This window comes from Pseudomonas sp. NFACC46-3, assembly GCF_900114515.1.
GTDB lineage: Bacteria > Pseudomonadota > Gammaproteobacteria > Pseudomonadales > Pseudomonadaceae > Aquipseudomonas > Aquipseudomonas fluorescens_Q.
Map to the genome: position 1 here is coordinate 164,755 of NZ_FOTH01000005.1, position 12,572 is coordinate 177,326.

Consider the following 12,572-nt stretch of genomic DNA (forward strand, 5'->3'; position numbering starts at 1 on the left):
GACAGCTCGACACCGCGCTCGGCAAAGTCGTATACCATATCCCCACCTAAGCCGAACGACCCGCCGCCGTGACTTTATCCAAGTTCAACCTGCCTGATCTGGGCAACACCCCTTCCACCTCGGAAATCATCACCCGCCATCTGCGCGATGCCATCGTGGCCGGGCACTTTGCCGAGGACGAGCCTATTCGCCAGGATGACATCGCCCGGCAGTTCAACGTCAGCAAGATCCCCGTGCGCGAAGCCCTCAAGCGCCTGGAGGCCGAGGGCCTGGTGATGTTCCAGCGCAATCGCGGGGCGATGGTGACGCGCATTTCCGAGGCAGAGCTGGCGCAAATGTTCGAAGTGCGGATGCTGCTGGAAGACAAAGTACTGCGCCTGGCGATTCCCAACATGACCGAAGCCACCTTCGCCCGCGCCGAAAGCATCTGCCGGGAGTTCATCGGTGAAGACGACGTAGGGCGTTGGGCGGAACTGAACTGGCAGCTGCATGCCTGCCTCTACGAACCGGCGCAGCGGCCGTTCATGGTGAGTCTGATCCGCTCGGTCCACGACAAGCTGGAGCGTTATTTGCGCATGCAGATGAGCCTTTCGGCCGGCAAGGAGCGCGCCGATCACGAGCACCGGGAAATCATCAAGGCCTGCCGCGCCGGTGACGTCGAGCGAGCCGTGATGCTGCTGGACGAACACATCGCCGGGGTCTGCGAGACCTTGTTCAAGTTCCTGCCTTCCAGCCATTGATGGGCCGGCACTGTGCCGATTTCGTCATCGGCGACAGGTAAAACCATCAAGCCGTCGCCCCCTGGCGCGGGCCACGCTTGCCGTCACTCATCTGAACGGACGTGGCCCTCCCATGAAACGCATCACCGTGATCGACTCCCATACCGGCGGCGAACCGACCCGACTGGTCACTGGCGGTTTTCCTGACCTGGGCCAGGGCAGCATGGCCGAGCGCAAGCAACGCCTGGCCACGGAACACGACGCCTGGCGCACCGCCTGCGTGCTGGAACCGCGGGGCAGCGATGTGCTGGTGGGGGCGCTGCTCTGCGAGCCGGTGGACCCGAGCGCCTGTGCCGGCGTGATCTTTTTCAACAACAGCGGCTACCTGGGCATGTGCGGCCACGGCACCATCGGCCTGGTGGCGTCACTGGCCCACCTGGGCAGGATCGGCCCCGGCGTGCACAGCATCGAAACCCCGGTGGGCACGGTACAGGCAACCTTGCACGAAGACCGCTCGGTCAGCGTACGCAACGTGCCGGCCTACCGTTACCGCAAGGCCCTGGCCCTGGAGGTGCCCGGCATCGGCCAGGTGGTGGGCGACGTGGCCTGGGGCGGCAATTGGTTTTTCCTGATCGCCGAACATGGCCAACGCGTGGCCGGCGATAACCTCGACGCGTTGACCGCCTACACCTACGCCGTACAGCAAACCTTGGAGCAGCAGGGTTTTCGCGGCGAGGACGGCGGCTTGATCGACCACATCGAACTGTTTGCCGACGACCCGCATGCCGACAGCCGCAACTTCGTACTCTGCCCGGGCAAGGCCTATGACCGCTCCCCTTGCGGTACCGGCACCAGCGCCAAACTGGCGTGCCTGGCGGCCGATGGAAAACTGCAACCCGGCCAGATCTGGCGCCAGGCCAGTGTCATTGGCAGCGAGTTCGAGGGCTCCTACGAGCGCTCGGGCGAGCGCATCGTGCCGACCATTCGCGGTCGCGCCTACATCAGCGCCGAAACCACACTGATCATCGAAGCCGATGACCCGTTCGCCTGGGGCATTCGTCCGTGAGCGAAGGCCATGTCGCCGACGTGATCATCATCGGCGCGGGCATCATCGGTGCGGCCTGTGCCCAGGCATTGGCCCGACGCAACGTCAACGTGTTGGTGCTGGACGCCGGTTGGCACGGCGCCACGGCGGCCGGCATGGGGCACCTGCTGGTGCTCGATGACAACCCGGCGGAGCTGGCCCTCAGTCAATATTCCCTGCAACGCTGGCGCGAGCTGGCCCCAGCCCTGCCCGACGGCTGCGCCTGGCGCAACAACGGCACCTTGTGGCTGGCGGCCAATGCCGAAGAAATGGCGGTGGCCCATAGCAAATACCTGAACCTGCTGGCCCATGACGAAGCCTGTGAGCTGATCGGCCACGCCGCGCTGCATCAGCGTGAACCCGAGCTGCGCCCGGGGCTGGAAGGTGGGTTGCTGATCAAGGGTGACGGCATCCTCTACGCCCCGGCGGCCGCGCGCTGGATGCTGGACGCGCCCACCATTCGCCAGCAACGGGCGCAGGTCAGCGAAGTTGACGGTCATCGCGTGCGCCTTGATGACGGTCGCTGGTTGAGCGCCGAAGCGGTGGTCCTCGCCAATGGCATCCAGGCCACTGAATTGTGCCCGGAGTTGCCGATCGTGCCGAAGAAGGGCCACCTGCTGATTACCGACCGCTACCCCGCTACCGTCACCCACACCCTGGTGGAGCTGGGCTACGTCACCAGCGCCCATAATGCCAGCGGACCGTCAGTGGCGTGCAATATACAGCCGCGCCCGACCGGGCAATTGTTCATCGGCGCCTCGCGGCAGTTCGGCACGCTTGACCCCCGGGTGGAAGGCTGGATGCTGGCGAAGATGCTCAAGCGCGCCGTCGAATACCTGCCAGGATTGGCGCATTTGAACGGCATCAGGGCCTGGACCGGTTTTCGCGCAGCGAGCCCCGACGGCTTACCCCTGGTGGGCCAACATCCACAGCGCCAGGGACTTTGGCTGGCGGTGGGTCACGAAGGCCTGGGGGTCACCACGGCACCGGCGACGGCTGACCTGCTGGTCGCCCAACTGTTCAACGAAACCTCGCCGCTGGCGCCTCAAGCTTACCTGCCGCAGCGTTTCCTTGGAGAGCCGGCCCATGCCTGAAGCCCGACACAAGTCCTTGTGGCGAGGGAGCTTGCTCCCGCTGGATTGCGCAGCAGTCCCCTGGATTGGCCTGACACACCGAGTTGTCAGATCGTTGTCGGGGCCGCTGCGCGCCCCAGCGGGAGCAAGCTCCCTCGCCACGGGATGGGCGTTTGGCGCTGATATCCCTTTACCCCTGGAGGATTGCTCCTATGCCTGATCTATTCCTCGACGGCCAGCCCTTGTCAGTGGCCAACGGCACCAGCGTCGCGGCGGCATTGGCGTTGGGCGCGGATGGTTGCAGTCGCACCTCGGTCAGCGGCCAGCGCCGTGCGCCCTTGTGCGGCATGGGTATCTGCCAGGAGTGCCGGGTGCTGATCGACGGTCGTCGACGCCTGGCCTGCCAGACCTTGTGCCTCGACGGCATGCAGGTCCAGACCCGACCATGAACGAAACCACCGACCTGCTGATCATCGGCGCCGGCCCCGCCGGCATGGCCGCTGCCCTCGCCGCAGCCAGCAGCGGCGCGCGCATCGTGCTGCTCGACGACAACCCGCTGCCCGGTGGGCAGATCTGGCGCGACGGCCCCCAGGCCAACCTGCCCAGCGCCGCCCGACGCCTGCGCGAGCAACTGCAAACCTGCGCCAACGTACGTTGCCATGCCGGCACCCGTGTGATCGCCTGCGCGGCGGATAAAACCTTGCTGGTGGAAGATGCCGAGCGCGGCTGGCAGATCAGCTACGAGCGCTTGATTCTCTGCACCGGTGCCCGCGAACGACTGCTCCCGTTTCCCGGCTGGACACTCCCCGGCGTGACCGGTGCTGGCGGCTTGCAGGCGCTGATCAAGGGTGGCTTGCCGGTGCGCGGCGAACGGCTGGTCATCGCCGGCAGCGGCCCCTTGCTGCTGGCCAGCGCCGCCACGGCAAAGCATCAAGGTGCACAGGTGCTGCGCATCGCCGAGCAGGCCCGTCGCGGCGCCGTCGCCGGTTTCGCCGCACAACTGCCGCGCTGGCCGGGGAAGTTTTTCCAATCGTTCAGTCTGTTCGACCGGCACTACCGCACCGACACCCACGTGGTGGAAGCGCTCGGTCGGGAACGGCTGGAGGGCGTGCGCCTGCATCAGCAAGGCAAGACGATTGAATTGGCCTGCGACCGGCTCGCCTGTGGTTTCGGGCTCATTCCCAATACCCAATTAGGCCAGGCCCTGGGTTGCGCGGTTGAAGACCAGGCGCTGGCGGTTGACGCCTGGCAAGCGACCACTCGCCATGAACATTATGCGGCAGGCGAATGCACCGGTTTCGGCGGCAGCGAACTGGCGCTGGTGGAAGGCGCCATCGCCGGCCATGCCGCCGTCGGCAATAGCGCGGCGGCCCAGCAACTGTGGCCGCGCCGCGCACGTTGGCAGGGTTTCGCCGGGGCATTGAACCAGGCCTTCGTCCTCGATCCACGGTTCAAGACCTTGGCCCGCAGCGACACCCTGGTCTGCCGCTGCGAAGACGTACCGTACGGCGAACTGGTCGGCCACGAAAACTGGCGCGAAGCAAAACTGGCAAGCCGCTGCGGCATGGGCGCCTGCCAGGGCCGAGTGTGCGGCGCCGCCCTGGAACACCTGTTCGGCTGGACACCGCCCGCCCCCCGCCCGCCCTTCAGCCCGGCGCGAATCGAAACCTTGCTGGCCCTGGAAGAAACCCCACCCACCTGACTGATCTGCACTCACCCCAATCCCCTGTGGGAGCGAGCCTGCTCGCGATAGCGGCGTGACAGACGGCGCATTTTCGATTGACACTCCGACATCGCTCCCACAAAAAAGACAACGCCGGCCATGTACCCCTCGCTCACCCCCTTCGCCCCCTGCGACCTCGACACCCTGCTGCGCAGCCTGCAGCCCATCTCCGCGCTGCTGGACACCCTCGCTGACGTGGTGTTTTTCATCAAGGACAAGCAGGCCCGCTACGCCTTCGTCAACCAGACCCTGGCCCGCCGCTGCGGTTTCAAACACAGCGGCGACCTGCTCGGCCTCACCGCCGAACAGGTGTTCCCCGAGCGCTTCGGCCCGCTGTACACCGAACAGGACCGCCGGGTGCTGGCCAGCGGGCGGGAGCTGGCCGACCAACTCGAACTGCATTTGTATTACGGCAACCAACCCGTATGGTGCCTGACCCACAAGCTCGCCCTGCACGATCCAAACGGCCAGATCGTCGGCCTGGCCGGTATTTCCCGCGACCTGCAACTGCCGCAATCGGGCCATCCGGCGTTCCACAAACTGGCGGCGGTGGACGCCCATATCAAGCAGCACTTCGCCCGCCCCATCAGCCTTGCCGAGCTGACCGCCATTGCAGAATTGTCGGTTGCGCAATTGGAGCGGCACTGCAAGCGCATCTTCCAACTCACGCCGCGACAGATGATTCACAAGGCACGGCTGGAAGAAGCCTCGCGGCTGTTACTCGACAAAAACCTGCCGATCACCGAGATCGCCCTGCGCTGCGGTTACACCGACCACAGCGCCTTCAGCCGCCAGTTCCGGGCCCTGACCAGCCTGTCCCCCAGCCAATATCGCGAGAATCAGCGCTGACCCTTGTTCCCTCATGGGGCATCGAGCCCCGTGGGTGCTCCCATCTGTAACACCCTGGCGCCAGCACCACCCTTGCCCTACTCGTTACCGCCCGGCATGAAAGCCTCTAGACCAGCCCTCCGGTGGCATTACTGCGGCTCTACCAGAAACAGGCACGCTGATTGCTTATCTAATATCGTATACGAAATCCTCAATACGATATCTCACCGCATTTATTCGACAGCGAGGCATTTATGAAAAACCCTGCATTGGCCGTAGCCCTCAGCGTTGTCCTCACCCCGCTTTTCATCGCCCCCGCCCACGCCGACAAGCTCGACGACATCGTCGGCTCCGGCAAGCTGCGTTGCGCCGTGACCCTGGACTTCCCCCCGATGGGCTTTCGCGACGAAAGCAATAAACCGGCGGGATTCGACGTGGACTATTGCAACGATCTGGCGAAGGTCCTCGGTGTAGATGCCGAAGTGGTGGAAACCCCATTCTCCGACCGAATCCCCGCGCTGCTGTCCGGTCGCGCCGATGTCATCGTCGCCTCCACATCCGACACCTTGGAGCGAGCCAAGACCGTGGGCCTGACCGTGCCCTATTTCGCCTTCCAGATGGTCGTGCTGACCCGCGACAACACCGGCATCAACAGCTACGCCGACCTCAAGGGCAAAGCCCTGGGCAATACCAGCAGCACCTACGAAGCCATCGCCTTGGAGAAGGACCAGAAGAGTTGGGGCAGCGGCAGCTTCCGCGCCTACCAGTCGCAGAACGACACCTTGCTGGCCGTCGCCCAGGGGCACATCGATGCCACCGTGGTAACCAACACCGTGGCCGCCGCGACCATCAAGTCGGGCAAGTACAAGGGCCTGAAGATCGCCGGTGACGCGCCCTACGTCATCGACTACGTTTCCCTCGGTGCCAAGCGCAGCGAATACGGCCTGCTCAACTACCTCAACCTGTTCGTCAACCAGCAGGTGCGCACGGGTCGCTACAAGGAACTGTTCGTCAAATGGGTGGGCAGCGACATCCCGCCGGCCAACCTGACCGTTCCCCAGGTCTATTACTGAGGATCGGCGCATGCCAAGCACGCCTGTCCGTGTGAAAGGCCGCAGCCTGGTGGAGGGTGCCGCCCAGGGCGCCCTGCTGTTCGCCGAGGTGGGGCTGAGTTTCTGGGGCGGGGTCGATCCAGCCAGCGGCGAAGTCATCGACCGCCACCATCCCTTGAGTGGTCAGCGCCTGGCGGGGCGCGTGCTGGCGATCCCCAGCGGACGCGGCTCCTGCACCGGCAGCAGCGTCTTGATGGAACTGATCAGCAACGGCCACGCGCCCGCGGCCCTGGTGCTCGCCGAAGCCGATGAAATCCTGACCCTGGGCGTGCTGGTGGCGCAGGTGATTTTCCAACGCTCGCTGCCGGTGCTGTGCGTGGGGCATGAGGCCTTCAATGGGCTGCGCGGCCAGGGTTTCGTGCGCCTGGAAGGCGACGTCCTGACACTGTCTGGCCGGCCCCCAAACGACGGTTGGCAAGGTTCCGACGCAGCGCCGCAGCCGTCCACTTTCTCAACCCTGGAGCTGAACGTACAGGACCGGGCATTGCTCGACGGCACCCACGGCAAGGCTGCCCAAGTGGCGATGCAGATCGTGCTGCGCATGGCCGAGATCCAGGGCGCCACGCAACTGCTGGACGTGACCCAGGCCCACATCGACGGCTGCATCTACACAGGTCCAGCCAGCCTGCGCTTTGCCGAGCAACTGGTGCAGTGGGGGGCAAAGGTTCGCGTCCCCACCACGCTCAACTCCATCTCCGTGGACCAGCGGCGCTGGCGGGAACTGGGTGTCGATCCGGCCTTGGGCGAGCCGGCCAGTGCCTTGGGCGATGCCTACATGGCGATGGGTGCGCAACTGAGTTTCACCTGCGCCCCCTACCTGCTGGACACCGCGCCAAAGGCCGGCGAACAAATCGTCTGGGCTGAATCCAACGCCGTGGTCTACGCCAACAGCGTGCTGGGCGCGCGTACGCAGAAGTACCCGGACTTCCTCGATATCTGCATTGCCCTGTGCGGGCGAGCGCCGTTGACCGGCTGCCATCTCGACGACCCGCGCAAGGCCCGGCTGATCGTCGACGTGCCGGCGCTGGGTCACGTCGATGACAGTTTCTATCCGCTGCTGGGCTATCACATCGGCGGCCTGGCGGGCCGGCGCATTCCGTTGATACGTGGCCTGGAACACGCCGCGCCCACCCTGGACGACCTCAAGGCCTTTGGCGCCGCGTTCGCCACCACCAGCGCCGCGCCGTTGTTCCACATCGCCGGGGTGACGCCCGAAGCCCTTGATCCGGCCGATGTCCTGGAGCGCGACGTCACCTTGGCGCAGGAAAGCGTCGATGCCGCAGGCCTGCTTGCCAGTTGGCGTGAGCTCAACAGCGCCCGGGACAACTGGGTGGACGTGGTGTCCCTGGGCAATCCGCATTTCTCCCTCAGTGAATTCGCCACCCTCGCGACCTTGTGCGCGGGCCGGGTCAAGCATCCGTATGTGGTGCTGGCGATCACCTGCGGTCGGACGGTGTTGGAACAGGCGCGCAGAGCCGGGTATCTGGCCGCCATCGAGACCTTCGGTGCAGTGCTGGTGACCGACACCTGCTGGTGCATGTTGGGCGAACCGGTGATCCCGCCCCACGCCACCACCCTGATGACCAATTCCGGCAAATACGCCCACTACGCACCCGGCCTGGTCGGTCGCGGCGTGCACTTTGCCGCCCTTGCCGAATGCGTCGAGGCCGCGTGTACCGCCGCAACCGCCGGCCAGCCGCCGACGTGGCTGCAACCCACCCGCACCGGGAGCCAGCCCCATGTTTGACTACAGCTTCCAATGGCGCCCGGCCTTGCGCGCCCTGCCCGACATGCTCGCCGGGGCCTGGGTGACGTTCGAGACCGCTGCGCTGTCGATGATTTTCGGCGTACTGATCGCCCTGGTGCTGACGGTAATGCGCCAGGCCCCGAATCGCTTGCTGCGGGGCGTGGGCAATGGCTGGGTGTCCATCGCCCGCAACACGCCCTCGCTGTTCCAGATCTACATCCTCTACTTCGGCCTCGGCTCCCTCGGGCTGCACGTCAGTTCCTGGCTGGCCTTGCTGGCCGGGATCACCTTCAACAACGCCGGCTACCTGGCGGAAAACTTTCGCGGCGGTCTCAAGGCCGTGCCCGGTACGCAAATGCGCGCCGCCCGCTCCTTGGGGATGAGCGCCTTCCAGGCGTACCGGATGATCATCGTCCCGCAACTGTTGCGCATCGTGTTCTACCCGTTGACCAACCAGATGGTCTGGGCGGTGTTGATGACGTCCCTGGGCGTGGTCGTCGGCCTGAACAACGACCTCACCGGTGTCACCCAGGAATACAACGTCAAGACCTTCCGCACCTTCGAATACTTCGCCCTCGCGGCGGTGCTGTATTACCTGATCGCCAAGCTGATCGTCGGGTTGGCCCGGCTGTTGTCCTGGCGGCTGTTTCGGTATTGAGGAGCGTGGGTCATGTTCTCTACAAGCCTCAGCGTTAACGACCTGCTGTATTTGCTCGAAGGGGCCTGGGTCACGCTGCAACTGACCGTCTGGTCGATCCTTTTGGGCACCCTGGCCGGGTTGCTGTTCGGTCTGTTGCGGGCGTTGTTGCCACGGGCCAGCCTGCCGTTGGCCTGGTTGCTGGACGTGTTCCGCAGCGTGCCGCTGCTGATCCAGTTCGTGCTGTTCAACTCGCTCAAGAGCATTGCCGGCCTGAACCTCAGCGCCTTCGCCGTCGGTTGCATCGTCCTCGGCGTCTATGCCGCGGCTTACTTCACCGAGATCGTCCGCGGTGGCGTGCTGGCGGTGCCGTTGAGCACCCGTCGAGCCAGTCGGTCACTGGGCCTGAGCTATGTGCAGGACCTGCGGTTCATCGTCCTGCCGATTGCCACGCGGGTGGCGTTTCCCGGCTGGCTGAACCTGGTGCTGGGCGTGATGAAAGACACCGCGCTGGTGATGTGGATCGGCATCGTCGAATTGCTGCGGGCATCGCAAACCATCGTCACGCGCATTCAGGAACCCCTGCTGGTGCTGTGCATCGCGGGCCTCATTTACTACGTCATGAGCCTGGTGGTCGCCCGCTTTGGCGCACGCCTGGAAAGAAGGTGGCAGGAAAATGATTGAGATCGAAAACGTGCACAAATCCTTCGGTGACCTGGAAGTGGTCAAGGGTGTGAGCCTGACGGTGGACAAGGGCGAAGTGGTGTCGATCATCGGCGGTTCCGGCTCCGGTAAGTCGACCCTGCTGATGTGCATCAACGGCCTGGAACCGATCCAGAAAGGCAACATTCGCGTGGACGGCATCGAGGTCCATGACCGCGCCACCGACCTCAATCGCCTGCGGCAGAAGATCGGCATCGTCTTCCAGCAATGGAACGCCTTCCCTCACCTGACCGTGCTGGAGAACGTGATGCTGGCGCCGCGCAAGGTGTTGGGCAAAAGCAAGCAGGACGCCGAAGCACTGGCGGTGCAACAGCTTGAGCATGTGGGCCTGGGGGACAAGCTCAAGGCCTTCCCAGGCAAGCTTTCCGGCGGCCAGCAGCAACGCATGGCCATCGCCCGGGCGCTGGCGATGTCACCGGACTACATGCTCTTCGACGAAGCCACCTCGGCCCTGGACCCGCAACTGGTGGGTGAAGTGCTGGACACCATGCGCATGCTCGCCGAAGACGGCATGACCATGGTGCTGGTGACCCACGAGATCCGCTTCGCCCGGGACGTGTCCGACCGCGTGGCGTTCTTTTGCAATGGCCGGGTCCATGAAATCGGGCCGCCGGACCAGGTGATTGGCAACCCGATGCAGCCGGAGACGGCGGCGTTTCTCAAGTCGGTGAAATAACGGATGGCCCTATCGCGAACAAGCTCGCTCCCACAGGGGACCGCATTTCAATGTGGGGGCGAGCTGGCCCGCGATGAGGCCCGGCCAGACAACACAAGGATTTGATCCATGCGCTCATCAAAAATCATCCATGTAGTCAGTTGCCACGCCGAAGGCGAAGTCGGCGATGTGATCGTCGGCGGCGTCGCCCCACCACCCGGTGCCACCGTGTGGGAACAGTCACGCTGGATCGCCCAGGACCAGACCCTGCGCAACTTTGTCCTCAACGAGCCCCGTGGCGGCGTGTTCCGCCACGTCAACCTGCTGGTGCCGGCCAAGGACCCGCGGGCGCAGATGGCGTGGATCATCATGGAGCCGGCCGATACCCCGCCGATGTCCGGCTCCAACTCGCTGTGCGTCGCCACCGTGTTGCTGGACAGCGGCATCCTGCCAATGACCGAACCCCAGACCCGACTGGTGCTGGAAGCACCCGGCGGCCTGATCGAAGCGGTGGCCGACTGCCGCGACGGCAAGGTGCAACGGGTCGAGATCAAGAACGTGCCCTCCTTCGCCGACCGCCTCGATGCCTGGATCGAAGTCGAGGGGTTGGGCTCGTTGCAGGTGGACACCGCCTACGGCGGCGACAGCTTCGTCATCGTCGACGCCCAGCGCCTGGGCTTTGCCATTCGCCCCTTTGAGGCCGCCGAGCTGGTGGCCGTGGGCTTGAAGATCACCCGCGCCGCCAACGAACAATTGGGCTTCGTGCATCCGCTGAACCCCGACTGGTCGCACATCTCGTTCTGCCAGATCGCCGCGCCCATCGTCCAGGAAAACGGCATCGCCACCGGCGCCAATGCCGTGGTGATCCAGCCCGGCAAGATCGACCGTTCTCCCACCGGCACCGGTTGCTCGGCACGTATGGCGGTGCTGCACGCCAAGGGCTTGATGCAGGTCGGCGAGCGTTTTATCGGCCGCTCGATCATCGGCTCCGAATTCCACTGCCGCATCGACTCTTTGACCGACGTGGCCGGACGCCCGGCGATCTACCCGTGCATCGCCGGGCGGGCGTGGATCACCGGGACCCATCAGCTGTTGCTCGACCCGGCCGATCCGTGGCCCCAGGGCTATCGGCTTTCGGACACCTGGCCTGGCGCATGATCTTTCAACTTGCACACACCCCTGTGGCGAGGGGATTTATCCCCGTTGGGCTGCGAAGCAGCCCCCTGGTTCCTACTGATACACCGAGTCGCCAGATTTCAGGACCGCTTCGCGGCCCAACGGGGATAAATCCCCTCGCCACATACCGTTAACCACCGGAGACAACCATGAGCAAACGCATCAACTGGAGCGGCGTCTTCCCTGCCGTCACCACCCAATTCAACGATGACTTTTCCATCAATCTGGAAAAAACCCACCAAGTGATTTCCAACGTCATCCGTGATGGCGTTTCCGGCCTGGTGGTCTGCGGTTCGGTGGGGGAAAACACCTCCTTAAGCGCCGAGGAAAAAATCGCCGTGACCGAAGTCGCGGTAGATGCCTCTCGCGGCCGCGTGCCGGTGATCTGCGGCGTGGCCGAGTTCACCAGCGTGCAAGCCGCCAAGGTTGCCAACGCAGTGCGCAAGGTCGGCGTCGATGGGGTAATGCTGATGCCGGCGCTGGTCTATGGCTCCAAGCCCTTCGAGACCGCCGAGCATTTCCGCTACGTAGCCCGGCATGCCGATGTGCCGCTGATGGTCTACAACAACCCGCCGATCTACAAGAATGACGTGACACCGGACATCCTGATTTCCCTGGCCGATTGCGACAACGTGGTGTGTTTCAAGGACTCCTCCGGCGACACCCGGCGCTTCATCGACGTGCGCAATGAAGTCGGCGACCGCTTCGTGCTGTTCGCCGGCCTCGATGACGTAGTGCTGGAAAGCCTCGCCGTGGGAGCCGAAGGTTGGGTCTCGGGCATGTCCAACGTGTTCCCGCAGGAAGGCGAGACCATTTTCCGCCTGGCCCGCGCCGGACGGTTCGCCGAAGCGATGCCGATCTACGAATGGTTGATGCCGATCCTGCACCTGGACGCTCGCGCCGATCTGGTGCAATGCATCAAGCTGTGCGAAGCCATCGCCGGCCGCGGCAGCGCCCTCACCCGCCCACCGCGCCTGGCCTTGCCAGAGGAAGACCGGCTGTACGTGGAACAGATCATGGCCAAGGCCATGGCCAATCGGCCGGTGTTGCCGGATGTGGGGCTTTAAGGTCCGGCCTAACCCGCAAGCCCACCCT

The 12,572-nt window shown here is 64.6% G+C and carries 13 protein-coding genes; all 13 read left to right on the plus strand.

All coding sequences use genetic code 11. From position 1 onward, the window contains the following. Nucleotides 1-68 precede the first annotated feature (68 nt). The 13 genes from BM300_RS08590 to BM300_RS08650 all read left to right on the plus strand — a co-directional run bounded on the left by BM300_RS08590 (nt 69) and on the right by BM300_RS08650 (nt 12,544). Entirely contained in the window at nt 69-740 is a 672-nt protein-coding gene (locus tag BM300_RS08590) for a GntR family transcriptional regulator (RefSeq protein ID WP_063320817.1), read from the plus strand. Between the two features lie 112 nt (nt 741-852). Further along, the gene (locus BM300_RS08595; RefSeq protein WP_092225218.1) at nt 853-1,785 is read left to right on the plus strand and encodes a 4-hydroxyproline epimerase; all 933 of its coding nucleotides are present in this window, start codon (nt 853-855) and stop codon (nt 1,783-1,785) included. Beyond that, nucleotides 1,782-2,897 carry an NAD(P)/FAD-dependent oxidoreductase gene (locus tag BM300_RS08600; RefSeq protein WP_092462534.1) on the plus strand — a complete coding sequence of 372 codons (1,116 nt, stop codon included), beginning with the start codon at nt 1,782-1,784 and terminating at the stop codon, nt 2,895-2,897. The genes BM300_RS08595 and BM300_RS08600 overlap by 4 nt, the downstream gene beginning before the upstream one ends. Before the next feature lie 191 nt (nt 2,898-3,088). Continuing rightward, nucleotides 3,089-3,325: a 2Fe-2S iron-sulfur cluster-binding protein gene (locus BM300_RS08605; protein ID WP_092225215.1), complete on the plus strand. Its 237-nt coding sequence runs from the start codon at nt 3,089-3,091 to the stop codon at nt 3,323-3,325. Continuing rightward, nucleotides 3,322-4,578, plus strand: a complete 1,257-nt coding sequence (locus tag BM300_RS08610; RefSeq protein WP_092462536.1) for an NAD(P)/FAD-dependent oxidoreductase — start codon at nt 3,322-3,324, stop codon at nt 4,576-4,578. The genes BM300_RS08605 and BM300_RS08610 overlap by 4 nt, the downstream gene beginning before the upstream one ends. A 120-nt stretch (nt 4,579-4,698) precedes the next feature. Next, complete coding sequence (locus BM300_RS08615; RefSeq protein ID WP_092462537.1) at nt 4,699-5,448, plus strand: AraC family transcriptional regulator; 750 nt, start codon at nt 4,699-4,701, stop codon at nt 5,446-5,448. Between the two features lie 233 nt (nt 5,449-5,681). Further along, nucleotides 5,682-6,500 (plus strand): ABC transporter substrate-binding protein, encoded by an 819-nt coding sequence (locus BM300_RS08620; protein ID WP_092145822.1) that lies wholly within the window; start codon nt 5,682-5,684, stop codon nt 6,498-6,500. A gap of 10 nt (nt 6,501-6,510) precedes the next feature. After that, the gene (locus tag BM300_RS08625) at nt 6,511-8,286 is read left to right on the plus strand and encodes a cis-3-hydroxy-L-proline dehydratase (RefSeq protein WP_092462539.1); all 1,776 of its coding nucleotides are present in this window, start codon (nt 6,511-6,513) and stop codon (nt 8,284-8,286) included. After that, entirely contained in the window at nt 8,279-8,944 is a 666-nt protein-coding gene (locus BM300_RS08630) for an amino acid ABC transporter permease (RefSeq protein WP_060742046.1), read from the plus strand. The genes BM300_RS08625 and BM300_RS08630 overlap by 8 nt, the downstream gene beginning before the upstream one ends. 12 nt (nt 8,945-8,956) lie before the next feature. Next, a complete protein-coding gene (locus tag BM300_RS08635) occupies nt 8,957-9,607 on the plus strand; it encodes an amino acid ABC transporter permease (protein ID WP_092462541.1) in 651 nt (216 codons plus the stop codon). Then, nucleotides 9,600-10,322: an amino acid ABC transporter ATP-binding protein gene (locus BM300_RS08640; protein WP_063320807.1), complete on the plus strand. Its 723-nt coding sequence runs from the start codon at nt 9,600-9,602 to the stop codon at nt 10,320-10,322. Before BM300_RS08635 ends, BM300_RS08640 begins: the two co-directional genes overlap by 8 nt. 108 nt (nt 10,323-10,430) lie before the next feature. Next, nucleotides 10,431-11,459 carry a trans-3-hydroxy-L-proline dehydratase gene (locus BM300_RS08645; protein WP_092145828.1) on the plus strand — a complete coding sequence of 343 codons (1,029 nt, stop codon included), beginning with the start codon at nt 10,431-10,433 and terminating at the stop codon, nt 11,457-11,459. Nucleotides 11,460-11,626: 167 nt separating this feature from the next. Beyond that, complete coding sequence (locus tag BM300_RS08650; RefSeq protein WP_063320805.1) at nt 11,627-12,544, plus strand: dihydrodipicolinate synthase family protein; 918 nt, start codon at nt 11,627-11,629, stop codon at nt 12,542-12,544. Nucleotides 12,545-12,572 lie beyond the last annotated feature (28 nt).